26 protein-coding genes are annotated in these 22,491 nt (G+C 54.2%); 14 read left to right on the forward strand and 12 right to left on the reverse strand.

Annotation, left to right across the window (positions count from 1 at the left end):
- Positions 1-67: 67 nt before the first annotated feature.
- The 9 genes from AC0L7R_RS09760 to iscR form a co-directional block, all read right to left on the reverse strand.
- Complete coding sequence (locus AC0L7R_RS09760) at positions 68-1,291, reverse strand: SufS family cysteine desulfurase (protein ID WP_473656671.1); 1,224 nt, start codon at positions 1,289-1,291, stop codon at positions 68-70.
- On the reverse strand, positions 1,288-1,881 hold the full coding sequence (locus AC0L7R_RS09765) for a YIP1 family protein (RefSeq protein WP_473656673.1): 594 nt from the start codon (positions 1,879-1,881) through the stop codon (positions 1,288-1,290). The genes AC0L7R_RS09760 and AC0L7R_RS09765 overlap by 4 nt, the downstream gene beginning before the upstream one ends.
- The gene (locus AC0L7R_RS09770; protein WP_473656675.1) at positions 1,871-2,380 is read right to left on the reverse strand and encodes a YIP1 family protein; all 510 of its coding nucleotides are present in this window, start codon (positions 2,378-2,380) and stop codon (positions 1,871-1,873) included. The genes AC0L7R_RS09765 and AC0L7R_RS09770 overlap by 11 nt, the downstream gene beginning before the upstream one ends.
- Positions 2,380-3,669, reverse strand: coding sequence for a SufD family Fe-S cluster assembly protein (locus AC0L7R_RS09775; protein ID WP_473656676.1), 1,290 nt, complete (start codon positions 3,667-3,669; stop codon positions 2,380-2,382). The genes AC0L7R_RS09770 and AC0L7R_RS09775 overlap by 1 nt, the downstream gene beginning before the upstream one ends.
- Positions 3,669-4,424, reverse strand: coding sequence for a Fe-S cluster assembly ATPase SufC (sufC, locus tag AC0L7R_RS09780; protein WP_348106933.1), 756 nt, complete (start codon positions 4,422-4,424; stop codon positions 3,669-3,671). The genes AC0L7R_RS09775 and sufC overlap by 1 nt, the downstream gene beginning before the upstream one ends.
- Positions 4,425-4,514: 90 nt before the next feature.
- A complete protein-coding gene (locus tag AC0L7R_RS09785) occupies positions 4,515-5,027 on the reverse strand; it encodes a hypothetical protein (RefSeq protein WP_473656677.1) in 513 nt (170 codons plus the stop codon).
- Between the two features lie 118 nt (positions 5,028-5,145).
- On the reverse strand, positions 5,146-6,669 hold the full coding sequence (sufB, locus tag AC0L7R_RS09790) for a Fe-S cluster assembly protein SufB (RefSeq protein WP_473656679.1): 1,524 nt from the start codon (positions 6,667-6,669) through the stop codon (positions 5,146-5,148).
- 14 nt (positions 6,670-6,683) lie between these two features.
- Positions 6,684-7,724, reverse strand: coding sequence for an aminotransferase class V-fold PLP-dependent enzyme (locus tag AC0L7R_RS09795; RefSeq protein ID WP_473656680.1), 1,041 nt, complete (start codon positions 7,722-7,724; stop codon positions 6,684-6,686).
- 94 nt (positions 7,725-7,818) lie between these two features.
- Entirely contained in the window at positions 7,819-8,277 is a 459-nt protein-coding gene (gene iscR, locus AC0L7R_RS09800) for a Fe-S cluster assembly transcriptional regulator IscR (RefSeq protein ID WP_348106937.1), read from the reverse strand.
- 176 nt (positions 8,278-8,453) lie between these two features.
- Here iscR and AC0L7R_RS09805 point away from each other — a divergent pair, with 176 nt between their 5' ends.
- From AC0L7R_RS09805 to AC0L7R_RS09840, 8 genes are all read left to right on the forward strand, one after another.
- A complete protein-coding gene (locus AC0L7R_RS09805) occupies positions 8,454-9,107 on the forward strand; it encodes an alpha/beta hydrolase (RefSeq protein ID WP_247127089.1) in 654 nt (217 codons plus the stop codon).
- Between the two features lie 3 nt (positions 9,108-9,110).
- Positions 9,111-9,386 (forward strand): hypothetical protein, encoded by a 276-nt coding sequence (locus AC0L7R_RS09810; protein WP_473656681.1) that lies wholly within the window; start codon positions 9,111-9,113, stop codon positions 9,384-9,386.
- Complete coding sequence (locus tag AC0L7R_RS09815) at positions 9,383-9,817, forward strand: hypothetical protein (RefSeq protein ID WP_473656682.1); 435 nt, start codon at positions 9,383-9,385, stop codon at positions 9,815-9,817. Before AC0L7R_RS09810 ends, AC0L7R_RS09815 begins: the two co-directional genes overlap by 4 nt.
- 9 nt (positions 9,818-9,826) lie before the next feature.
- Positions 9,827-10,423 (forward strand): HD domain-containing protein, encoded by a 597-nt coding sequence (locus tag AC0L7R_RS09820; protein ID WP_473656684.1) that lies wholly within the window; start codon positions 9,827-9,829, stop codon positions 10,421-10,423.
- The gene (locus tag AC0L7R_RS09825) at positions 10,420-11,229 is read left to right on the forward strand and encodes a hypothetical protein (RefSeq protein WP_473656685.1); all 810 of its coding nucleotides are present in this window, start codon (positions 10,420-10,422) and stop codon (positions 11,227-11,229) included. The genes AC0L7R_RS09820 and AC0L7R_RS09825 overlap by 4 nt, the downstream gene beginning before the upstream one ends.
- 30 nt (positions 11,230-11,259) lie before the next feature.
- Positions 11,260-12,120, forward strand: a complete 861-nt coding sequence (locus AC0L7R_RS09830) for a CPBP family glutamic-type intramembrane protease (protein ID WP_473656686.1) — start codon at positions 11,260-11,262, stop codon at positions 12,118-12,120.
- 85 nt (positions 12,121-12,205) lie between these two features.
- Complete coding sequence (locus tag AC0L7R_RS09835; RefSeq protein ID WP_473656687.1) at positions 12,206-14,380, forward strand: DEAD/DEAH box helicase; 2,175 nt, start codon at positions 12,206-12,208, stop codon at positions 14,378-14,380.
- 426 nt (positions 14,381-14,806) lie between these two features.
- The gene (locus tag AC0L7R_RS09840) at positions 14,807-15,130 is read left to right on the forward strand and encodes a TfoX/Sxy family DNA transformation protein (protein ID WP_473656688.1); all 324 of its coding nucleotides are present in this window, start codon (positions 14,807-14,809) and stop codon (positions 15,128-15,130) included.
- On the opposite strand, the gene AC0L7R_RS09845 is transcribed toward AC0L7R_RS09840, so the two are convergent.
- Positions 15,106-15,693, reverse strand: coding sequence for a hypothetical protein (locus tag AC0L7R_RS09845; protein ID WP_473656689.1), 588 nt, complete (start codon positions 15,691-15,693; stop codon positions 15,106-15,108). The two genes, AC0L7R_RS09840 and AC0L7R_RS09845, sit on opposite strands and share 25 nt — an antisense overlap.
- A gap of 89 nt (positions 15,694-15,782) precedes the next feature.
- Here AC0L7R_RS09845 and AC0L7R_RS09850 point away from each other — a divergent pair, with 89 nt between their 5' ends.
- Both AC0L7R_RS09850 and AC0L7R_RS09855 read left to right on the forward strand, forming a co-directional pair.
- Entirely contained in the window at positions 15,783-16,190 is a 408-nt protein-coding gene (locus tag AC0L7R_RS09850; RefSeq protein WP_281501937.1) for a DUF4112 domain-containing protein, read from the forward strand.
- Positions 16,191-16,367, forward strand: a complete 177-nt coding sequence (locus AC0L7R_RS09855) for a YqaE/Pmp3 family membrane protein (protein WP_473656690.1) — start codon at positions 16,191-16,193, stop codon at positions 16,365-16,367.
- A 50-nt stretch (positions 16,368-16,417) separates the two neighbouring features.
- Here the strand turns inward: AC0L7R_RS09855 and ndk are convergent, their stop codons facing one another.
- A complete protein-coding gene (gene ndk, locus AC0L7R_RS09860; protein ID WP_073141126.1) occupies positions 16,418-16,840 on the reverse strand; it encodes a nucleoside-diphosphate kinase in 423 nt (140 codons plus the stop codon).
- 126 nt (positions 16,841-16,966) lie between these two features.
- Here ndk and abc-f point away from each other — a divergent pair, with 126 nt between their 5' ends.
- The 3 genes from abc-f (at position 16,967) to AC0L7R_RS09875 (ending at position 20,113) form a co-directional block, all read left to right on the forward strand.
- Positions 16,967-18,814: a ribosomal protection-like ABC-F family protein gene (gene abc-f / locus AC0L7R_RS09865; RefSeq protein ID WP_473656691.1), complete on the forward strand. Its 1,848-nt coding sequence runs from the start codon at positions 16,967-16,969 to the stop codon at positions 18,812-18,814.
- 74 nt (positions 18,815-18,888) lie between these two features.
- Positions 18,889-19,521 (forward strand): MarC family protein, encoded by a 633-nt coding sequence (locus AC0L7R_RS09870; protein ID WP_473656692.1) that lies wholly within the window; start codon positions 18,889-18,891, stop codon positions 19,519-19,521.
- A gap of 16 nt (positions 19,522-19,537) precedes the next feature.
- Positions 19,538-20,113 carry a TIGR02281 family clan AA aspartic protease gene (locus AC0L7R_RS09875; protein ID WP_473656693.1) on the forward strand — a complete coding sequence of 192 codons (576 nt, stop codon included), beginning with the start codon at positions 19,538-19,540 and terminating at the stop codon, positions 20,111-20,113.
- Between the two features lie 104 nt (positions 20,114-20,217).
- Here the strand turns inward: AC0L7R_RS09875 and AC0L7R_RS09880 are convergent, their stop codons facing one another.
- On the reverse strand, positions 20,218-20,982 hold the full coding sequence (locus tag AC0L7R_RS09880; RefSeq protein WP_473656694.1) for an aldolase/citrate lyase family protein: 765 nt from the start codon (positions 20,980-20,982) through the stop codon (positions 20,218-20,220).
- Positions 20,983-21,155: 173 nt separating this feature from the next.
- On the opposite strand from AC0L7R_RS09880, the gene AC0L7R_RS09885 reads away from it, so the two are divergent.
- Entirely contained in the window at positions 21,156-22,487 is a 1,332-nt protein-coding gene (locus AC0L7R_RS09885; RefSeq protein ID WP_473656695.1) for a GH1 family beta-glucosidase, read from the forward strand.
- The last annotated feature ends 4 nt before the right edge of the window (positions 22,488-22,491 follow it).

A 22,491-nucleotide genomic window follows, 5' to 3' on the forward strand; every position in this document is an offset into this window, starting at 1 on the left:
AACTGTCCGTCGAACGGCTCGCAACCAACAAAGATCAGGTCCCCAGATTTTCGTAAGAAAAAACAGATCAGGCGAACAAATCGTGGCACAATTCCAGTGCGTCAACCAAGGCATCCACATCTTGCGTGGTGTTGTACATGCCCATAGACGCCCGACATGTGGCTGACACGCCCATGTGATCCATCAATGGCATTGCACAATGGCTACCAGCCCGTACTGCAACGCCTTTCTTATCAAGCACTGTCGAGATGTCATGCGCATGCGCAGCCCCATCAAGCGTGAACGAAAAGATCGCCCCTTTGGTCGCTGATGTGCCCTGCACCTGAAGCCAGTTCAATCCGCCAAGCTTTGCGTTCGTGTAATCCCGCAACGCCATTTCATGTGCTGCGATCTGCGCCATGCCTACGTCCATCATGTAATCAAGCGCGACACCTAGACCAATCGTCTGGACGATCCCCGGCGTACCTGCCTCGAACTTCATTGGTGCGTCGTTGTAATCAACCCCATCACGGCGCACGTCTTTGATCATGTCGCCGCCACCCATGAACGGACGCATCTCAGCCATTCGTTCCTTGGTCACGTAGATTCCACCGGACCCAGATGGTCCGTACAGTTTGTGCCCTGTGATCGCATAGAAATCGCAACCAATATCTTGCACATCAACCACGCTGTGGCAGGCCGCCTGCGATCCGTCGATCAGTACTGGGACGCCTTTCGCTTTTGCGCCCGCGCAAATCGCTTTGACATCAACCATAGTCCCGAGAACGTTGGACATATGCGTGACGGCAACTAGTTTTGTCTTCGGTCCGATCGCGTCGATCACCGCTTGTGGATCAAGATCACCTTTGGCGTCCACATCGACCCATTTGATCACAACGCCCTGACGTTCACGCAGGAAATGCCACGGTACGATATTCGCGTGGTGTTCCATAATTGACAGGACGATCTCATCGCCTGCTTCCAAACGCGGCGCGGCCCACCCATAGGCCACCATATTGATGCCTTCGGTTGTGCCCGAATTGAAGATGATCTCATCCTCGGACCCAGCATTCAGAAACGTCGCGATCTTACCGCGGACACCTTCATATTTGTCAGTGGCAAGGTTGCTGAGGTAATGCAAACCACGGTGCACGTTTGCGTATTCTTCGGAATACCCTTTGGTGATTGCATCAATGACAACCTGCGGCTTTTGCGCGGATGCACCATTATCAAGATAGACCAGCGGCTTGCCGTTTACTTCCCGCGACAGGATTGGGAAATCGGCACGGATGGCATTTACGTCGTAGGTCATACTGGACCTCCCACAAGGGCGGCACCGCCGACCATTAGAAGAATAAAGCTTAGCCCGAAAACAAAGCCAATGATAGAAAGTGCAAATAAACCAAACGCTTTGCCCAAGCTGTTAAAGTCATGCAGCACGTTCAGGAAATGCATCAAGCACCACAGTTGCAGACCAAAACCAGCCAAACTAACCAGCGTTGCGATACTCGGGACCAGAAGCACGGCAAGCATTTGCACGATCACAAGTACAAGAACGATGGTTTGAAACCACGTCATGATTAAGAGGGTCGCGCCAAAGGTCCCCTTACCGCCCATCGCAAGGCCTGCATAATAAAGGACGAAGATGAAAACGACCGTCATAGCCCCGAGAAACAGCGCATCGAAAAACGGGTTTCCGCCCAAGTCCGATATCATTTCAGGGCGACCGGGGATCAGGCGTTCGATTGAGATGATGATCACTGTCGCAATGGTCACGACGCCAAGCGCCATCCAACCCACCGCGTGAGGAAGGCGCAGTTTTACGATTTCGGATGCAACCACTGCGGGCTGACGGAATGTCTGCCCGATGAGACCAGTCAGCGTCGCGACATCAAAGTGCATGGGTTTCCCCTTCGGCAACACGGATGCACTGCGACCAAATCCAAGCGAAGGCGGCCGCCCAGACGAAGCCCACGAGGTTCGCTGCAGGCCCTGCCCCGATTAGCCCCATAGTCAGGCCAAACAAGAGACCGACGGGTGTTGTCGCCAAAAACGCCCAGAACAACGCTAGGCGCGCCGAGTAATGCGTGCCTATTGCGCCAAACATCTTCGCAATCAGATGCGCGATTGCTGCCACGATATACAGCATCAAGGGCCATACAATCATCATCGAAAAGAACGCGATGCCTGCGTTCATCTGGAAATCTGACGCGCCGTCGGGGCCGAACAATTCAAACTGTTCAGCCCGTTTCAAGCGCGGCCATTGTGCGACGTATAAGATCAGACAGGCGGCCATCACATAAGCGATGGCCCTGTCTTCCCGTTGGCCGTGCGACAGCAGTTCACGCATCACAACGCGCGGACTACGCCATGTGCGCGCAATGTCGGTCGTGACTGCCATCAGCCGTGCCGTGCCAACCAGCTTTCCAGCCGGTCCCGCAGGTCATCTGCCAAATCGTCGTTGTCAATCTCGTCCAAGGCTTCTGCCAAGAACGCAAGCGTCAACAAATCAGTTGCCTGCCTACGCGGCACACCGCGTGATTGAAGATAGAACAACGCCGTTTCGTCAATCGCGCCAGACGTGGACCCGTGCGAACAGGCTACGTCATCTGCGTAGATTTCAAGTTCAGGTTTGGCCAAAAACTGGCTGTCGTCGTCCAACAAAAGCGATTGGCTGATCTGATAACCATCGGTTTTCTGCGCACCTGCTTTCACGAGAATTTTCCCTTGGAAAACCCCTGTTGCACCGTTGCGCAGTACTTTTTTGAAGACCTGACGGCTTTCGCAATTTACCGCGTCGTGAGTAATAAAGATCGTGTCGTCGTGATGGAAGTCTTTGCCATCGCCAACGCAAGCACCCGCGACATGTGCGATCGCGTCATCACCGTTGATTTCGATGATGCATTCATTGCGTGTCAGTGCGCCATTCACTGTCAACGTAAAGGACTTGAACGTGCTTTCTGTTGAAATCCTTGCGAAGCAATGCGTTACAGCACGACGTTCATGGTCGCGGCCTTGCGAACGGACATGATGGAATGCGCCGGTTGCGGCCACATCGACTTCAAGTACGGATGACAAACGGGCCGCCGCTGGTCCGGTTTCCAGAACCGTCACTGTCGCGCCTTCTTCGACCTTTACGACGTGATGCACCATGGCGTCAGACTCTGTTGTGTCGCCACGCTTGTAAATCAGATTAACCGGTTTCGCGGCTTTGGCAGTCGCACGAATAACAACACCGTTTTCGGCAATCGCTGTGTTCAAGGCCGCCAAAGGACGTTCGACTGGTGACTGACCGTTGGTTTCCAAAGCACCGTACAGGTCTTTGGCCCAGTGGATATCCGTAGACATCGCATCTGACAGCATCTCAATCTCGATACCTTCAGCGGACAAGTCGTCCGATGCGGCAGCGTCATAAACACCGTCCACGAAGACGACCTTCACGCGGTCGATCGCATCGAACAACGGCGCTTCGTCGTTATCGAACGTGGCTGCTTCAACCAAGTCCGCAGTGACAAAGTTTACCGGATCAGTATAGCGCCAGTATTCGTCACGTTTGTGCGGCAGGCCCATCTGGGTCACCCGCGACAGCGCGTCTTTGCGTGCAGCCGTGGCCCAGGCAGCACCTTCCGCCAATATCAGACCATCTAGCCGGGCGACAGTTGCGTCATTTTTCAGTTGCGGCAAAGCCATTAGGCCACCTCCGCCAAAATATCAGCGTAACCGTTGTTTTCAACTTCCAGAGCCAGCTCTGGACCGCCTGTTTTCACGATCCGTCCGTTGGCCATGATGTGCACAACGTCCGGCTTGATGTGATCCAGAAGACGCTGGTAGTGCGTGATCACGAGGAACGACCGACCTTCGGACCGCAGCGCATTCACGCCTTCGGACACCAGTTTCATCGCATCGACGTCCAGACCGGAATCTGTTTCGTCCAGTACGCACATCTTTGGTTCCAGCATCGCCATTTGCAGGATTTCGTTGCGCTTTTTCTCACCACCAGAGAAGCCTACGTTGACCGGACGCTTCAACATATCCGCATCAATTTTCAGGTCTTTGGCTTTCGCGCGGACCTCTTTGAGGAAATCACCAGCAGACAGTTCTTCTTCACCGCGTGCTTTGCGCTGTGCGTTCACAGCTGTGCGCAGGAACGTCATGTTACCGACGCCCGGAATTTCCACTGGGTATTGGAATGCGAGGAACAGACCAGCAGCTGCGCGGTCTTCCGGTTCCATATCCAGCAAGTCTTCGCCTTCCAGTGCGGCTTCGCCGTCTGTGACTTCGTAACCGTCTTTACCGGACAGCACGTAGGACAAAGTTGATTTGCCAGAGCCGTTTGGCCCCATGATCGCGTGAACTTCGCCTGCACCAATCTTCAGATCGACACCTTTGAGGATTTGCTTGTCCTCTTCTTCGAGCTGGACGTGCAGGTTTTTGATCTCAAGCATAGTATTCTCCTTGGAAAACGTGGAAAGGCCGCGTCAGGACGGTATCCTGCGCGGCGTATATTGATGAGGACGACGGTAGGTCGTCAGATGTTAGATTGTGATGCTGTTGCCCGCGATGTTCAGAGACATCGGATCGGTTGCAGCCAAGATTTCGTTGACGAAGCCCTGCGAAAAGACCATCGCAAATTGATCCGGCGCGATCCAAACGGCGTTGTGCATCGTTACTGCGGCGAACGCGGCGCCCGCCACATGACAAACCATGTGTTTGAACGTCTTCTGACGAATGAACCCGCCCAACGTGAAGGCCATCGCCGCTGCCATGCCCAATTCGTAGGCAAGCGCGTGCGGTACGCTTGGTTGGATATCCAAGAACGTGATTTGGAAATAGCGTGCCACGATCAGACACATCGCACCCACAATCATCGACATGATCATGCCGGTCGTCGTTGCGGGCGGTGTTTTGCCGTTGGCCAAGATCTGATCGCGACCGACCCGCTTTGGTACCTTCATGCCCGTTTCCGGATCGTGATAATACGTATTGCGCGGGTTGTTGATGCTCTTCACACGAGCCTGAAAAATAGCAGCTTGATCTTGAGTCGCCATGATAATGCGCACCTGTCCCGTTACGTCCCCACGACTGACTAGCAGACGAAGTGGGGCGAAAACGGGGCAGCGCGGTGACCCTGTTGCGGCTATATGTCGGGCAGACGACAGTCATTTGTTAGCCAACAGACCCTTCGAGACTGATTGCAACAAGCGCTTGAGCTTCCATCGCGAATTCCATCGGAAGCGCCTGAAGCACTTCCTTACAGAACCCGTTAACCACCAAAGCGACGGCTTCTTCTTCGTCCATCCCGCGTGAGCGGCAGTAGAACAACTGGTCGTCATCCACTTTGGATGTGGTCGCTTCGTGCTCAACCCGAGACGAATTATTCTTCACCTCGATATACGGAACGGTATGCGCGCCGCACTTGTCGCCGATCAGAAGCGAGTCACACTGGGTGTAGTTCCGGCTTTCTTTCGCTTTCGCGTGCATCGATACCAGTCCACGGTAGGTGTTCTGGGCCACGCCCGCGGAAATCCCTTTCGACACAATCCGCGACTTAGTGTTCTTGCCCAAGTGCACCATCTTTGTGCCTGTGTCCGCTTGCTGGTGGTTGTTGGCGATGGCGATGGAATAGAATTCACCTTGGCTGTCATCACCGCGCAGGATGCAGGACGGGTATTTCCACGTCACGGCAGAGCCGGTTTCAACTTGTGTCCACATCACTTTGGACCGGTCGCCACGGCAATCCGCGCGTTTGGTCACGAAGTTGTAGATGCCGCCCTTCCCGTCTTCATCACCAGGATACCAGTTCTGAACCGTGGAATATTTCACTTCGGCGTCTTCTTCGACGATGATCTCAACCACGGCTGCGTGCAGCTGGGCGGTGTCGCGTTTCGGCGCAGTACAGCCTTCAAGGTAGGATACGTAAGACCCCTTGTCGGCGATGATCAGCGTGCGTTCAAACTGGCCTGTGTTTTCCGCGTTGATGCGGAAGTAGGTGGACAGTTCCATCGGACAACGTGTGTTCGGCGGGATGTAGACAAACGACCCGTCAGAAAACACGGCAGAGTTCAGCGTAGCGTAGAAGTTGTCGGATGGTGGAACCACCGTACCGAGGTATTTCTTGACCAGCTCAGGGTGCTTTTCAATTGCCTCAGAGATCGAGCAGAAGATTACGCCAGCTTTTTCCAGTTCTTTCTGGAACGTCGTGCCAACGGACACGGAATCAAAAACCGCATCCACAGCGACCTTGCGGCCTTCCGCTGGAATATCTTCGGCCCCTTCGACGCCCGCAAGGATCATCTGTTCTTTCAGCGGGATACCAAGCTTTTCATATGTCGCGAGCAGCTTAGGATCGACTTCGTCCAAAGACTTCGGTTTTTCTTCCATGCTCTTCGGGCGGGCATAGTAGTAGATGTCTTGGAAATCGATGTCAGGGTAGTTGACCATCGCCCATGTGGGTTCTTCAAGGTTCTCCCAGCGCGCAAACGCCTCAAGACGCCATTCGGTCATCCATTCGGGTTCGTTGTTTTTACCGGAAATCAGCTTCACGATATCGGTGTTCACGCCCTTTGGCGCATACTCCATCTCGATCTCTGTTTCCCAGCCGTATTTGTAGTTGCCTGACAGCGCCGAAACCGCATCCACGGTTTCCTGATCTACACCATCTTTGACTTGAACTTCGTCCAAAGCTGTCATCGCATTTTCCTCTCTTACGCAGCGGCTGCTGCGCTGATCTTCTTTCGTTTCCGCGCCCATGCATCCGCAAAGCGCAGTACATCATCTTCCGTCGTATCCAACCCGAGCGACACCCGGAGCGCACACGACGCCAATTCATCTGAATAGCCAAGCGCCGGCAGCACGCCGCCAATCTTGACCTTGCCGCTCGAACAGGCTGACCCCGCCGAAACCGCAAATCCCGCGAGGTCCATCGCCATCACCTGCGTTTCACCTTTCCAGCCGGGGCTGAGGAAACAACTGGTATTGGGCAACCGCGCGCCATCCTGTCCTACAAAAATAGTGTCGGGGATCGCGTCCTCAATGGCCTTTTCTAGAATATTTCTAAATTGCGCAACCTGCTCCCAGCGGCCTTCGGTCAAATCTTTTTGTGCAGCCTTCGCAGCCGCCGCAAAACCAGCAATCAGGATCAGGTTTTCGGTCCCTGATCGACGCCCCATTTCTTGCCCACCGCCCTTGATCTGCGCTGCTACATCAGCGCCTGCGGGTACAATCAATGCACCAACACCTTTTGGGCCACCAAACTTATGCGCCGACAAGATCGCAGCCCCGACACCAGACCAATCAAAAGCAAACGGCACACGGCCGAAGCCTTGCGTGATGTCAGTTACAGCCAAGCCATCAACTTTCTGGATCAAACCCGTCTCGGAATTCGCGAGCTGAACCACAGCCCGTGTCAGATCATCAACCTGAACTACGCCATCGACGACTGGCAGAACCGGATCGATCCACGCAGCAACGGCGGCGTGTTCTAAGCCGGAACCCTGCAAATCTCGACCTGCAAGTATTAGGGCCGCAGATTCTGTCGCACCCGACGTAAATACAATGTCAGCACCAGCGGCACCCAAAGCGTCCGAGATATCTGCGCGTGATTGCTCAAGCAGCTTCTTCGCCGCACGCCCTTCTGCATGGACGGACGACGGATTACCGACAACGTCCATCGCCGCAATCATTGCCGCCTTCGCTTCGGCACGCACAGGCGCTGTCGCGTTATGGTCCAGATAAACACGCGCCATCAGACACGCGCCTTCGTTTCATCACATGTATCGTGCCGGACGACCCCGATTTTTCTGGAAAAATCGATCGAATTCTCTGTAAAATCCGCCATCCCTATTCATCCACGACTTCAAACAGGGCCGGAACAGCCGGACACGGCGCAAGACCGTTTCCGACAACATCTGACAAACGTGCTTGATGCAAGAAGACGTAAACGTGCGCGCTGAGCCCTTCCCACAAACGGTTTGTCAACGATTGCGCCCGCGACCCTGACGCGGCCCCTGACGCACCGGCACCTTTGTGCATGGCACTCACGGTCTCATCAACCGCGCTGAGAATATCAACCACTCGGATTTCAGAAGCGGGCTGCGCCAAACGATACCCGCCGCCCGGTCCACGCACGGACACAACAAGATCAGCACGACGCAATTTCACAAACAACTGCTCGAGATAGGCCAATGAGATATCTTGCCGTTTGGAAATCTCGGTCAAATTGACCAACGCCCCGTCAGGCTGCAGCGCCAAGTCGGCCAAAGCGACTACCGCATAACGTCCCTTTGTGCTTAGCTTCATCTTAAATCCCATCAGGTTAATGACATTGACCTTTGCGTGCAGCGCGATTAGGTCAAATCACCAGTCATTGGACCAATCGGCCCAAGTTTAGAATCTTTCTAAGGTGCCTGAGCGTTTTCGTCAAGAATACACCTGATGAAATGCGCCATCACCGAGAACAAAAAAAACGGACGCTCATGCCCGAAGTTATTTTCCCCGGACCAGAAGGTCGCCTTGAAGGCCGCTACCACCCGCAAAAAGACCGTGATGCACCGATTGCGATCGTCCTGCATCCACATCCACAGTTTGGTGGGACTATGAACAACCGCGTTGTTTATAACCTGCACTACGCTTTCTATAAGATGGGCTTCACTGTTTTGCGGTTCAACTTCCGCGGCGTAGGTCGGTCCCAAGGTGAATACGACCAAGGTGTGGGCGAATTGTCTGACGCGGCTTCCGCACTCGATTATCTGCAGTCGATGAACAACAACTCCAAGCATTGCTGGGTTGCTGGTTTTTCATTCGGTGCATGGATCGGCATGCAACTGCTGATGCGCCGTCCTGAAATCACTGGTTTCATTTCGATTTCCCCACCTGCGAACATGTATGACTTTAGCTTTCTGGCGCCCTGCCCGTCCTCTGGTCTGATCATGAACGGGTCAAACGACCGCGTGGCGCCGCCACAGGATACCGTGAACCTCGTGAACAAACTGCACGAGCAAAAAGGTATCACCATTACGCACAACACGATGGAAGGTGCCGGTCACTTCTTTGAAGATCCGCATATGGATCCGATGATCGATACGGTGACGGATTACGTCCGCCAACGTCTGACCGAAAACACACGGTAAATTATGTCAGAATATACAGATAACACCGCGAACGAACTGGCTGACCAAGCTTTGGCTGAAGCCGAAGCAAGTGGTGATGAAAAGATCGTTGATCGCATCGGGGAAATCCTTGGCGCGTCATCGCAATCGCTTGAAGAGGCATATCTGACGGCGATCCGAGTACGTCGCGCAGAAAAACGTGCGCGGACAATGCTGGCGGAAAGTGTTGCAAGACGTACGGCGGCGGCTGCCGCCCCAGCAGACCAACCGCAACAGGACGGTCCAACCGAGATCGCATGATCTACGATCAAGCAGATTATTTTCGCATTCCCTTGCTCGACGGCACATTTGGCGTCGGGCAAGTGTTTGAAACATCTGCTGGTTCCGACAACGTTGCGTTCTGCGGAATCTCTTTTCAAAAAACAAATCATATGGCGTCAGTTGCGCCTTTGGTTCTGTCCGATGTAATTGCATTGGTACGCTGCGACGATGCAGGTTTGCGGTCCGAACAATGGCCACTGGCAGGTTTCAATCAAATCCCGCGTTTTCGATCCGTCTTTGACTATGACGCAGCCGTAACCGCCGGTTTTCCGAACACGCCTGTGCATGATCCAGCCGTCATCGAAGCCTTCACAAACGCCATCCACGGCCTGTACCCATGGAAAGGATTTGGCGATTTGTTCGACCAGATCAAACGCCCCGACATGGACAAGCCTGCCAACGCCACATAGGTTCCGCTTATGCAAGACTTGGCCCAAACGCGTATCGACGCGCAATTCGCATTTCTCACAGAAGCAGACCGTCTCAAATCGGTATTACGCGCCACAAAACTGTGCGACAGTTCCCGCTTTGAAAACACAGGTGAACATTCGTGGCATGTCGCCCTTTATGCCTTAGTCATGGCTGAACACGCAGCAAAACCCGTCGATATCACACGCGTTTTGAAAATGATGTTGATCCATGATCTTGTCGAAATTGATGCGGGCGACACGCCGATCCATAGCGCTGCTGCCCGCGATCCCGCGGCCCAAGCCGCGGAAGAGAAAATCGCGGCGGATCGTATTTTTGGCCTGCTACCAGATGATCAACGCGACGAATTCCGTTCACTTTGGGACGAATTTGAAGCCGCTGAAACAGACGATGCCATCTTCGCAAAATCCATAGACCGTGTGCAGCCAGTGATCTCGAACCTCGAAACCGGCGGGCAATCATGGACAGAATACAATGTGAGCCGCGTGGAGGTCGAAGACCGCGTCGGCGCAAAGGTCAGCCGTGGTGCGCCGGCACTGTGGATCGCACTTCGCACGCGGCTCGATGATTGGTTCGGGACCGGATGACAAAGCCACCAAGCCCGCTTTCCATCAATACCCAAGAACATGTTCTTGAACTGCTAAGCGGTGACCCGACGCCCCAAAAGCTAGACGCGGCTTTGCGACATCTCGCCAAATGGCGGGCAAAATTGCTGGAAAACACTGTGATCGGGCAAAACGGGACCGCCATTCCCGCAGGTCCATTCAAGGACATGATCTACAACGTACCTGCGTCGGAAGGCGGCCGCGTGCCACGACTTCTGGGTATTTACGAGAAAACGCTCGGACCAGTGATCGAGGAGATTATAAAAGCCGCGCCACCGCTCATCATCGATGTGGGGTGCGCGGAAGGGTATTACGCCATCGGTCTCGCCCGCCGATTGCCGAATAGTATTGTCTGGGCCCGCGATGCAAACGAAACGGCTCAGGAACTCGCTGTGGAACTGGCAAAAGCTAACTATGTATCGAACCGTGTGAAAGTCGGCGGAAAGCTCACGCATGCTGATTTCGATATTTGCCGCGCCCAAGACACAACGATCATCTGCGATATCGAAGGGGCCGAAGACGCCCTTCTCGATCCAGATCGCGCCAAAGGCCTACGACGCGCCAACATTCTTGTCGAAGTGCACGAAAATATGATCCCTGGTCTTACAGAACGGATCGCAGGTCGATTTGCCGAAACACATCATATCAGGGAACTTGGCCGCGCGTTCAGCAGCGACGACTTGCCTGACTGGATGGCGGGGCTCGGTGACCTTGACCGCCTGCTTGCGCTATGGGAATGGCGTGATGGCCCGACCCCTTGGTTGTGGATGCAAAGCAAAGCTGCGTAATCTCATGCGTACACTCATTGGACATCAAAAATGATCCGTCTTTTTGCCCGCAAGCACCCCCGCACGATTGCGGCGGGACTGCTTTTTGCGCTGACCCTGATCCTTGCGCTTCCCTATGCGATATGGGGCGCTGTGGATGTAACGGACGGCACTGGCGTTATGACATTTGACGCGTTGACCAATGGTGTGGCATGGCAAGCTATCATGGCGATCACTCTTGTATTGATCGTCTGGGGCTTGAAATGGTCGGACATCACAGGGTTTCAGGGCCCATATGATCGTTCGGGCATACGGTCGTTCCTTTGGGTCGGCGCATTTCCGGCCCTTGGCGCGCTCGGGTTTTCCATTGCGCTAATAACAGGCGAAAACGTCGCCGGACCAATTGCGATCATCACAATCGTTTTGGTGTTAAACTTTTTTGTGGGCCTGTCCGAAGAAGTCATGTTCCGCGGTATCGTCTTTGGTGCTCTACGTGAAAAGCACCAGTTGATCACAGCGGTGGCCTTATCGTCCGTTGCATTTGGCCTGCTGCACCTCGTCAACCTCGGCCTGGGGCAAGCGGTTTCGCTGACAGCCTTTCAAGTTCTCAATGCGACCGCACTTGGCGCGTTGTTCTGCGCAATTCGCCTGCAAACCAATAGCATTTGGCCACCAATCTTTCTGCATATGATTTGGAACAGCTATGTGATGCTCGGGCAAGCGTTGTCGGAAACCGAAGCCACGGATACCGAAAATCTTGTCTCGACCGGTTTAGACGCCTCAAGCTTTCTTCTTCCCACCATCTTAATCGTTATCACCTACTGGGTATTGCGCAGCTACACGCGCCGGACAGGACAATCCCTGTTTCACAAAGCGCCTACACCGACTAATCTGCCGACCATCGGCGCATAGCTGCTGCCCGCACGCCGTTTCCCACTAGACACGCGGGGCCAAGAGGCATAGGCGGCAACACTTATCTATCAGCGGAACGCACCTTATGATCTCGACCCTCGCAGCAGCCCTTGAAAAACAAGGCTATGACACCCTCACACCTGTGCAGGAGTTTGTCACCAACCCTGAGTTGGAAGGCAAAGATCTGCTGGTATCCGCCCAGACCGGTTCTGGTAAGACAGTTGGCTTTGGTTTGGCGATTGGCCCAACTATCCTGTCCGAGGACGGCACGTTCGGTCCCGCAGGTCGCCCCTTAGCGCTTTGTATTGCCCCAACTCGTGAACTTGCCTTGCAGGTAAAACGCGAATTGCAGTGGCTGTATGCAGCAGCAGGTGCCACGATTGCGTCCACCGTTGGTGGCATGGATTTCCGCGACGAACGTCGTGCGTTGGACCGTGGCGCGCATATCGTAGTGTCCACGCCGGGTCGTTTGAAAGACCACATCATGCGCGGCACGTTGGATATGTCCGACATGCGTGCAATTGTCTTGGACGAAGCGGACGAGATGCTGGACCTTGGTTTCCGCGAAGACCTTGAATTCATCCTTGGTGAAGCACCAGAAGACCGCCGCACCTTGATGTTCTCGGCCACCGTGCCACCGATGATCGCGAAACTTGCGAAATCCTACTTGAAGGATTCTGTCCGCGTTTCCACCGTCACAAAAGAAACGCAGCATTCGGACATCGAATACCGCGCCCTCACCTGTACACAGTACGATGCAGACAACGCGATCATCAACGCGCTACGCTATTATGACGCGCCGAACGCAATCGTCTTTGCGAACACGCGCGCGATGGTCACACGCCTGACAACACGCCTGTCGAACCGTGGTTTTGCGACAGTCGCACTGTCGGGTGAGTTGTCACAGCAAGAACGAACACATGCGCTGCAAGCCATGCGCGACGGTCGTGCAAAGGTTTGCGTGGCGACAGACGTCGCTGCACGCGGGATCGATTTGCCGAACCTCGAATTGGTGATCCACGCTGAACTGCCAACAAACGCTGAAATCCTGCTGCACCGCTCAGGCCGGACGGGTCGTGCGGGCCGTAAAGGTATTTCCGCACTGATCGTCACGCCAAAGATGCGTCGCCGTGCGGAAAACCTGCTGAAGTGGGGCAAGTTGAAAGCGGAATGGGCGTCCCCGCCGTCTGCTGACGAAGTGAAAGCCAAAGACGAAGAACGTCTATTGAATGATGACGTGTGGTCATCCGATTTTAGCGAAGACGAGACCGCATTCGCCACGAAGCTACTGGCGCAACATGCACCCGAGAAAATCGCGGCTGCCTACCTGCGCCTTTTCCAAGGCAAACAGTCAGCGCCGGAAGAACTCACAATCGTTGATCCAAACGCCCCTGCGGGCGCTCGCGAACCACGTGAACGCAAAGAACGTGCGCCATTTGGTCCGTCGAAATGGTTCAGTGTTGATGTGGGCCGCGAAGGCAAAGCCGAAGCGCGTTGGTTGCTGCCGATGATCTGTAAGGCCGGCGACATCACCAAGAAAGAAATTGGTGCGATCCGCATTCAGCCACAAGAAACCTATGTCGAGATTTCAGCGGCAGCTGTCCCGAACTTCCTCAAGGCGGTTGGCGGTGACATGACCTTGGAAAACCAAGCCAAGCTGACACAGCTTGACGGTGTACCCCAGATTTCAGAGCGCGGCGCACGTCCGAGCAAGAAACAGTACCGTGATGACAAACCCCGCGGTGACTACAAAGGGCGCGACGACAAGCCACGCGGCGAATACAAGTCTCGCGATGACCGTCCGCGCGGCGACAAAAAGTTCGACAAACCTCGTGACCGTTCAGCCCCGCCACCATCCCGCCAGGACGATATGGCACCTGTTGCACGTCCGGGGTCCGACGACACGACGCGCAAATCACGACACAAGAAGACAGACTTTAGCAAACCAGCGCGCAAGGATCACGGCGATGCCGTTGTGGCACGTGGACCAAAACCACCATACAAACCGCGCGATGGCGAACGCCCTGCTTACAAGGGCAAGTCAGACGGCGGCAAACCAGGCGGTTTCAAAGGGAAACCGGGTGGTAAATCAGGCGGGTTCAAGAAATCCGATGATGGACGGCCAGCCAAACCACGCGCAAGTGCGGGTGACACGTCGAAACGGTTCACTCCTCCGGGTGGAAAACCGGGTGGTCGTAAAGGCCCGGGCGGCAAAGGTGGCGGTCAACCACCACGGCGCGGCGGTCCTAAATCGCGGTAATCCGACGACGATCTAACAAAAATTAACAAATTGTCCCCAATACGGGCAAATTTCACATTTCTGCCACATTCCCACCCCGGCGACGCCATGTTGCCGGGTTACCTCTACGTCAACGGCGGTCTTGTTTTCCCGTCGTGATGCTAAGCAAAACATCGCAACAGCAAGGTTAATCAGGAATGTGTTATGTTGAACTCAAAACCTAAGGATACGACACCGGCCCCACCAAAGGGTCAAAGTCATCCTAAGCCCCAAACCCCTGTTTTTCGCGACTACGCAAGTATCTGAGATTTTCGGAAACGCCAGCGCGTCTCCTCCCTATTCGAAGTGCTGGCATGCCGACTAAGACCGGTGGTGTGCGGGGTTCGTTTTCCCCTTCTTTACTCTGTACCCACTGGTCCTTTTTTCCGTTCCATGTAAATTGAAACCATGGCGGCAATCTCAACCATTAAGAATCTCGGTCCGGCGAAGGAAACGATGCTCAACGATGTTGGCATCATGACCGCCGAAAATCTGCGTGCGCTCGGCGCCCATGCCGCCTATCAAAAATTGTTAGAGAACGGGACACGCCCCCATTTTATTGGGTATTACGTTCTACACATGGCCCTACAAGGCAGACCGTGGAACGATTGCAAGGGTGACGAAAAGAAAGCGCTGCGTGTGAAATTCGATAGCCTGAAAAACGACAGTTTCGATGCGGACCGATCCGAACTGGAGACTTTTCTGGATCAGATTGGCGTCGTATCCCGCTGAGCCGGTGGCGCAAGCAGACGTTTTGCTGGGATGGTCGGCAATGGACGCCACGGCCAAAACATCCTCATCCCTAGGCCACCGAAGACGATCAAGACTGCCAGTGGTGCCGCAACTGCGAACACGTCATCGAACCCCATATTGCTGAGAAACATCGCAAACAGGATGCCCGCGGCTACAACAACTGCAAAAGCGAATGCTGTGAACAGTGCGAACCTTTGGAACTTGGTTTGACCTAAAGACACACGAAACCCAGGCTGCGCGTCTTCTAACCCCGATCCAATTGCACGGATCAAGGCAACGAATCCATCCGCTTCATCGTCTTTCGGGTTCCTGTCTGAATAGCCAATCGTCACGTTTTTGTGGTCGGTCTTGAGGGTTAAAGTGCGTGCCAGCAGTCCACCTACGTTGGTTGTGCTGTAAGTCGCTGCTTCAACGTCAGCCAAAGCAATTTCCCAAATCGCGACGCGATCCGCGTCCCGTTCCGTCAAGCGGCCATCTGATAACGCGTATCGAACGGTGCCCCCTAATGGCGCTTTTAGAAATGTAAATTGTATGTCTTCCATGATGGTATCTTAGGTAGTTCGTATCCCGTCGCAAAAGGAAAAATGTAAACACCCTTCACATACGTAATCAAACCTGCTATGTTAACGACATGAACATACAACATGATATTGATGAAGAACTGCGTCGCTTGCGTATTGTAGCAATGCGCATGGACGCTCTATTTTACATTCCCGGCACCAAGATTTCGATTGGTCTGGATAACATCCTTGGTCTTATTCCGGTCATCGGCGATTTGGCATCCGTGGTCCCTGCGGTCTGGATGATCCACCGCGCGCACAAAATTGGAGCGACACCAGGCGCTGTTGCGTACATGTCTTTCAACACGTTGCTCGACCTGATTGTCGGGTCGGTGCCTGTCGTTGGCGACATCTTTGACGTTCTTTATAACGCAAACCTGCGCAATTATCGCGCGCTTGAGGTGAACCTGAATAGACGCGCAGCCCGCGCACGACAGGTCGATACCGGCCGGATCGGTGCAGAAAGTTGGGTGGCCTAAATGTATTGGTTGAAACTTCTCGCCGTGATCATCATCCCGCCGCTTGGTGTTTTTCTGACGGTTGGCTTTCGTGGGGCATTCTGGCTGAACATACTACTCACTTGTCTGTTCTATGTCCCCGGGTTCATCCACGCAGCCTACATCCTGGCACGATCCCTACCCGCACGTCAGGCATAAAAAAGGGCGCCACATCAGGCGCCCTTTTCGAATTCTAAGCCGCTAAAGACTTAGCCAACCAGTTCAAGACCTGAGAAGAAGAATGCGATTTCTTCTGCGGCTGTTTCTGGGGCGTCGGAACCGTGAACAGAGTTCTCGCCGATGGACAGTGCGAATTCTTTACGGATTGTGCCGTCAGCGGCGTCTGCTGGGTTTGTTGCGCCCATAACTTCGCGGTTTTTCGCGATTGCGTCTTCACCTTCGAGAACCTGAACAACGATCGGCTCGGAGATCATGAATTCGCACAGTTCTCCGAAGAACGGACGCTCAGAGTGCACACCGTAGAACTGCTGTGCCTGTGCCAGTGTCAGCTGGATACGCTTGGATGCAACGATGCGCAGGCCGGCTTCTTCGAATTTAGCCGCAATTTTGCCTGTCAGGTTGCGCTTTGTCGCGTCTGGCTTGATGATAGAGAATGTACGTTGAATTGCCATGTCGGGCCTCTTTCGGTCTGGGCAGGGCCAAACCCTGCGTTGAATTTCTGGGCGGGCAGTAGCATGCACCGGACCCCTTGAAAAGCGGCGATTGACCCTGCCCCTGTGATCAGGCAAAGCAGCCCCATGCTTAAGATTTCAGACATCACCTATTCAGTCTCCGGCCGCACGCTGGTTGAAAACGCAACAGTGACGATTCCGACTGGTCACAAGGTCGGCTTGGTGGGGCGTAACGGCTCTGGCAAAACGACCTTGTTCAAGATCATCCGTGGCGAAATGGTGCTAGACACCGGATCTGTTGATATTCCCAAAGGCTGGAAAATTGGTGGCGTGAGCCAGGAAGTCCCCGGCAACGAAGTCTCACTGATCAACACAGTGCTGCGTGCGGATGTGGAACGTGAAGCGTTATTGGCCGAATCTGAAACGGCCACTGACCCTGCTCGCATTGCCGACATTCAAACACGGCTGGCTGATATTGATGCGTGGTCTGCCGAAGGACGCGCCTCTGCAATCCTCAAGGGTCTTGGGTTTACCGACGAAGAACAACGCCAGCCCTGTTCTGCTTTTTCCGGCGGCTGGCGGATGCGTGTCGCTTTGGCGGCCGTACTGTTTTCCGAGCCTGATTTGTTGCTGCTCGACGAGCCGACAAACTATCTCGACCTTGAAGGCGCGTTGTGGCTTGAGGCCTATCTGGTCAAATATCCCCACACTGTTCTGATCGTGTCCCACGACCGCGAACTGCTGAACCGATCCGTTGGCGGCATCCTGCATCTCGAAGACAAGGGGCTGATCTACTACACCGGCACCTACGACATGTTCGCCAAGCAACGCGCTGAAAAGCGTGCACTTTTGACGGCGGCGGCGAAAAAACAGGACGCGAAGCGCGAACATCTGCAGGCTTTCGTGGATAGGTTTAAAGCGAAGGCATCCAAAGCGAAACAGGCGCAATCCCGTGTGAAAGCGCTTGAGAAGATGGAAACGATCCGTGCGCCCGAAGACGTGGCGCGGACCGTGTTCACTTTCCCGAAACCCGAAGAACTTTCACCACCGATTATCGCGACGGAATCAGCGGCGGTTGGATACGGCAACACAATCATTCTGCACGAATTGAACCTGCGCATCGACCAAGACGACAGGATCGCTCTACTCGGCCGTAACGGCGAGGGTAAATCCACACTTTCCAAGATGTTATCCGGCAGACTTGATGTGGCGCGCGGGAATATGGTGACGTCAAACAAGCTGCGGATTGGATTCTTTGCGCAGCACCAAGTTGACGAACTTTACGTCGATGAAACGCCCCTGCAGCACCTGCTGCGTGAACGTGCTGAAGAAGGCCAAGCCAAATTGCGGGCACGCCTCGCAGGCTTTGGATTGGGTGCTGATCAAGCGGATACAGAGGTTGGTCGCCTGTCCGGTGGTCAAAAGGCGCGTCTGTCGCTGCTGCTGGCAACCCTGCCCGCGCCGCATCTGCTCATCCTCGATGAGCCGACAAACCACCTTGATATCGAATCGCGTGAAGCGCTAGTTGACGCTCTGACCGCCTATACGGGCGCCGTCATCCTCGTCAGCCACGACATGCACCTGTTGTCGATGGTCGCGGATCGCCTGTGGCTCGTGAAAAACGGGCATGTAAAACCTTACGAGGAAGACCTCGAAACCTACCGCAAGATGCTGATCACCCCTGAAAAGCCCAAGGTTGCGGAAAAACCGAAGCCAAAACCAAAGGCAATCAGCCGCGACGAACTGCTCGCCCTAAAAGCTGAGGTCCGCAAATCAGAAGAGCGTGTCAAAAAAATCAACGACATGCGCGATAAACTCGCGAAAAAGCTTGCCGATCCTGTTCTTTACGAAGACGGTCGTAAAGGCGAGTTGGAAACATGGAACAAGAAATACGCGGAGGTCATGAATGGGCTCGAACGGGCTGAAACCATGTGGATGCAAGCTCTCGAAAATCTCGAGAAAGCCCAGAAATAAGCACTAACACCTCATTTCTTTTGGCTCGTAAATATCCCCGCCAGAGGCTCCCGCACTATCCGTAAGGCACTGACATGACAGAATTACCCGCTTTGATAGCCGCATTTACAACGTTGTTTGTGATCATCGACCCACCGGGCCTCACGCCGTTATTCCTGGCGTTGACCCAAGGGATGACTCCGTCCCAACGGCGCGTCATCGCGATCCGGTCGGTTGTCATCGCTTTCTGTTTAATGGTGGCATTCATTTTGTTGGGCGAGGCTTTGTTGGGCTTTATCGGCATTTCAATGCCTGCATTCCGCATCGCGGGGGGCGTTTTGCTGTTCCTAACGGCCCTTGAAATGCTGTTCCAAAAGCGACAAGCGCGCCGCGAAGACAACGCAACCGAAGGCGGCGAAGAACATACCGAAGACCCATCTGTCTTCCCACTTGCGTTGCCACTGATCGTCGGCCCCGGTGCGATTACAACCCTGATCCTGTTGGCCGGCCAATCCGACGGCGTCGTAGATGTACTGGCGATCATCGGCGTTGTCGTCGCTGTATTGCTGATTCTGCTAGCCTTTTTGTTCGCCTCGAACCCTGTCGAACGCGTGCTTGGCAAGACTGGTTTGAACATTGTCACACGGGTTCTGGGCATGCTTTTGGCCGCACTTGCAATCCAGTTTGTGCTTGATGGGATTTCCCAGACCTTTGGAATTGGTGCGTAGCACCTATATTAAGCGCATGAACACAGATCAGATGATGCAACTGACCTATCTTGTGCTGCTTGGTGCGGCCATTGCTGGGTCTTATATTTTCGCTAACAAAAACAACCTTGGTAAGGTCGCACAGCAAGCTGCCATCTGGGGAATGATATTCGTGGGCACGATCGCTGCCATCGGTCTATGGAATGACATTAGTCGCGACATCGCACCCCGCCAAGCGGTCAGCGGGACAGACATCGTTTTGCCGCGCGCATCGGACGGGCATTACTATATTACGTTGGATATCAATGGTGTACCCGTCGACTTTGTCGTCGACACTGGTGCGACGCAGGTCGTTTTGACACAGCAAGATGCGCAAAACGTGGGTCTTAATCCGGATGACCTGCGCTATCTGGGTATTGCACGAACTGCCAACGGCGAAGTCCGCACCGCGTCTGTTGTACTCGATCAGGTCAGCGTTGGCCCATACACCGACGCACGTCTGCGCGCGACGGTGAACGGCGGCGAGATGGATCAGTCTCTGCTTGGGATGACCTATCTCGGCCTTTACGACAGTATCTCAATCACCGATGGTGAACTAATCTTGTCGCGTTAAGGAAAGCCCATGTTGCGCCTACTAATCATTTGTACCCTGCTCGGCCTCACCGCCTGCGCCAGCCCGAATGCGCTACCAGAGGATTTCAACGCGGACTTCGAATTCTAGCGTACAGCCGCCAAGACCGCCTTTAACGCGCGCCCGAAAATCGCAACATCTGCGCCGATGCCAACAAACCCGACACCACGTTCAGCGTAATATTTGCTGCGCTCCGGAGCAAAGGTCAGAATACCGGAAATCTTACCAGCCGCGTGAATGCGGTCGATCATATGATCAATGGCGGCCAACACATCGGGGTGATCCGGATCACCCGGAAATCCCATGTCAGCGGATAGATCAGCCGGACCGATGAACACTCCATCTACCCCTTCGGCCGCCGCAATAGCATCGATATTCTCCAGGGCGGTTGCGCTTTCAGCCTGCACAAACAGACAAACTTGGTCACCGGCGTCCCGCACATATCCCGTCATATTGCCAAAAGCAGAAGCCCGCGCGATCGCCGCGCCCATACCACGGTTACCATGCGGTGGATAAAGCATCGCACGCCCCATTTCCGCCGCCTGATCACCAGTGTCGACCATCGGCACCAATACCGTTTGCGCACCGATATCCAGAACTTGCTTGATCATCCAGGCCTGTGGATCTGCAATCCGCACGACAGCGTGCGTTGGGGTCGTGGCCAGCGCTTGCAACTGCGGGACCATCTCGCTCAATGTCAGGGGCCCATGTTCACCGTCGATCAAACACCAGTCAAAACCGCAGTGACCCGCCATTTCAGCCACAACGTGCGATCCAGTGTTCAGCCAAACACCATATTGCGGCTTGCCTGAAAGCATCGCCGTCTTGAGACCATTAATTGGAACGTCCATCGGGTACCTCATATTCAATTTTGCCATCTGGTCACACAGTCGGACCCGAGGCAAGAGGTCAGGAGATTCAGTTGGAAAACTCTCTATGCAGGACATACGCAATGGCTTATGTAATCGTTTACGTATTACGAATCTGACATCTAAATCGTCGTAGAGCATCAAGGACCACCATTATGAACTTCACCCGCGCTGACTTCCCTGATGGTTTCGTCTTTGGTGCCGCAACAGCCGCCTACCAGATCGAAGGCCATTCCTTCGGCGGCGCCGGTTCAACACATTGGGACACCTTCGCCGCGACCCAAGGCAACGTTTTCAAGGCACAGGACGGCGCAATTGCATGCGACCATTATCATAAGTTCGAGGACGATCTCGATCTCTTGAAAGATGCCAATATGGACGCATACCGCTTTTCGACAAGTTGGGCGCGTGTATTGCCGGAAGGCCGCGGTCAAGTGAACCAAGAAGGTCTGGATTTCTATGACCGGTTGGTGGACGCAATACTGGCGCGCGGCCTAAAACCTTTCCAGACGTTGTATCACTGGGAAATGCCATCCGCGCTTGCGGATCTTGGCGGTTGGACAAACCCTGATGTCGGTAAATGGTTCGGTGATTTTACTGACGTCATCATGGGCCGCATTGGTGATCGTGTCGAAGCAGTGGCGACACTGAACGAACCGTGGTGCGTCGCATTTCTGTCCCACTACCTCGGTCATCATGCCCCTGGTCAGCGCGATATCCGTGCTACCGCGCGTGCCATGCACCACGTCAATCTCGCGCATGGCGTCGCCATGGAACGCCTTCGCGCGCGTGGCCAGAAAAATTGCGGCATTGTTCTCAACTTTGACTATGCCCAACCGGCAAATGATAGCGACAGCGCCCTCGCCGCAGCCGATCTGCAAGACGGAATCTTTAATCGTTGGTTTATCGAAGCGATTACCAAAGGCACCTACCCCGAAGTTGTTCTTAAGGGTTTCGAAGGACACATGCCGAAAGGCTGGGAAGATGACATGGCCGTCATCAATCAACCCATCGATTGGCTTGGCGTGAACTATTACACGCGACACTTGATGTCCGAAGACGTCAGCGCGGTTTGGCCTGCGGTAAAATCAGAAGACGACCCATTGCCAAAAACAGGCATGGATTGGGCGATTTATCCTGATGGTCTGAAACATTTTTTGACGCGTTTATCGAAAGACTACGTTGGGGATATGCCGCTGTATGTCACCGAAAACGGCATGGCATGGGACGATGATGTCGTTGATGGCGAGGTCGCTGATCCTGTGCGCGAGAACTTTGTTAACGATCATATTCTCGCAGCCAAAGACGCAATTTCCGATGGCGCAAACGTCAAAGGATTTTTCTACTGGTCACTGCTCGATAATTACGAATGGGCCTTTGGTTATGACAAACGATTTGGTATTGTTCATGTAGATTATGAAACACAGGTGCGGACGCCAAAAGCATCGTACCACGCGCTCGCTACGGCATTGCGTAGCAACCGCTGAGACA

Source organism: Yoonia sp. D2-7, from assembly GCF_055809435.1.

Coding starts and splice junctions, on each gene's coding strand:
- AC0L7R_RS09760 (WP_473656671.1), bottom strand. CDS start 1,291: ATGACCTACGACGTAAATGCCATCCGTGCCGATTTCCCAATCCTGTCG.
- AC0L7R_RS09765 (WP_473656673.1), bottom strand. CDS start 1,881: ATGCACTTTGATGTCGCGACGCTGACTGGTCTCATCGGGCAGACATTC.
- AC0L7R_RS09770 (WP_473656675.1), bottom strand. CDS start 2,380: ATGGCAGTCACGACCGACATTGCGCGCACATGGCGTAGTCCGCGCGTT.
- AC0L7R_RS09775 (WP_473656676.1), bottom strand. CDS start 3,669: ATGGCTTTGCCGCAACTGAAAAATGACGCAACTGTCGCCCGGCTAGAT.
- sufC (WP_348106933.1), bottom strand. CDS start 4,424: ATGCTTGAGATCAAAAACCTGCACGTCCAGCTCGAAGAAGAGGACAAG.
- AC0L7R_RS09785 (WP_473656677.1), bottom strand. CDS start 5,027: ATGGCGACTCAAGATCAAGCTGCTATTTTTCAGGCTCGTGTGAAGAGC.
- sufB (WP_473656679.1), bottom strand. CDS start 6,669: ATGACAGCTTTGGACGAAGTTCAAGTCAAAGATGGTGTAGATCAGGAA.
- AC0L7R_RS09795 (WP_473656680.1), bottom strand. CDS start 7,724: ATGGCGCGTGTTTATCTGGACCATAACGCGACAGCGCCTGTGCGTGCC.
- iscR (WP_348106937.1), bottom strand. CDS start 8,277: ATGAAGCTAAGCACAAAGGGACGTTATGCGGTAGTCGCTTTGGCCGAC.
- AC0L7R_RS09805 (WP_247127089.1), top strand. CDS start 8,454: ATGCCCGAAGTTATTTTCCCCGGACCAGAAGGTCGCCTTGAAGGCCGC.
- AC0L7R_RS09810 (WP_473656681.1), top strand. CDS start 9,111: ATGTCAGAATATACAGATAACACCGCGAACGAACTGGCTGACCAAGCT.
- AC0L7R_RS09815 (WP_473656682.1), top strand. CDS start 9,383: ATGATCTACGATCAAGCAGATTATTTTCGCATTCCCTTGCTCGACGGC.
- AC0L7R_RS09820 (WP_473656684.1), top strand. CDS start 9,827: ATGCAAGACTTGGCCCAAACGCGTATCGACGCGCAATTCGCATTTCTC.
- AC0L7R_RS09825 (WP_473656685.1), top strand. CDS start 10,420: ATGACAAAGCCACCAAGCCCGCTTTCCATCAATACCCAAGAACATGTT.
- AC0L7R_RS09830 (WP_473656686.1), top strand. CDS start 11,260: ATGATCCGTCTTTTTGCCCGCAAGCACCCCCGCACGATTGCGGCGGGA.
- AC0L7R_RS09835 (WP_473656687.1), top strand. CDS start 12,206: ATGATCTCGACCCTCGCAGCAGCCCTTGAAAAACAAGGCTATGACACC.
- AC0L7R_RS09840 (WP_473656688.1), top strand. CDS start 14,807: ATGGCGGCAATCTCAACCATTAAGAATCTCGGTCCGGCGAAGGAAACG.
- AC0L7R_RS09845 (WP_473656689.1), bottom strand. CDS start 15,693: ATGGAAGACATACAATTTACATTTCTAAAAGCGCCATTAGGGGGCACC.
- AC0L7R_RS09850 (WP_281501937.1), top strand. CDS start 15,783: ATGAACATACAACATGATATTGATGAAGAACTGCGTCGCTTGCGTATT.
- AC0L7R_RS09855 (WP_473656690.1), top strand. CDS start 16,191: ATGTATTGGTTGAAACTTCTCGCCGTGATCATCATCCCGCCGCTTGGT.
- ndk (WP_073141126.1), bottom strand. CDS start 16,840: ATGGCAATTCAACGTACATTCTCTATCATCAAGCCAGACGCGACAAAG.
- abc-f (WP_473656691.1), top strand. CDS start 16,967: ATGCTTAAGATTTCAGACATCACCTATTCAGTCTCCGGCCGCACGCTG.
- AC0L7R_RS09870 (WP_473656692.1), top strand. CDS start 18,889: ATGACAGAATTACCCGCTTTGATAGCCGCATTTACAACGTTGTTTGTG.
- AC0L7R_RS09875 (WP_473656693.1), top strand. CDS start 19,538: ATGAACACAGATCAGATGATGCAACTGACCTATCTTGTGCTGCTTGGT.
- AC0L7R_RS09880 (WP_473656694.1), bottom strand. CDS start 20,982: ATGGACGTTCCAATTAATGGTCTCAAGACGGCGATGCTTTCAGGCAAG.
- AC0L7R_RS09885 (WP_473656695.1), top strand. CDS start 21,156: ATGAACTTCACCCGCGCTGACTTCCCTGATGGTTTCGTCTTTGGTGCC.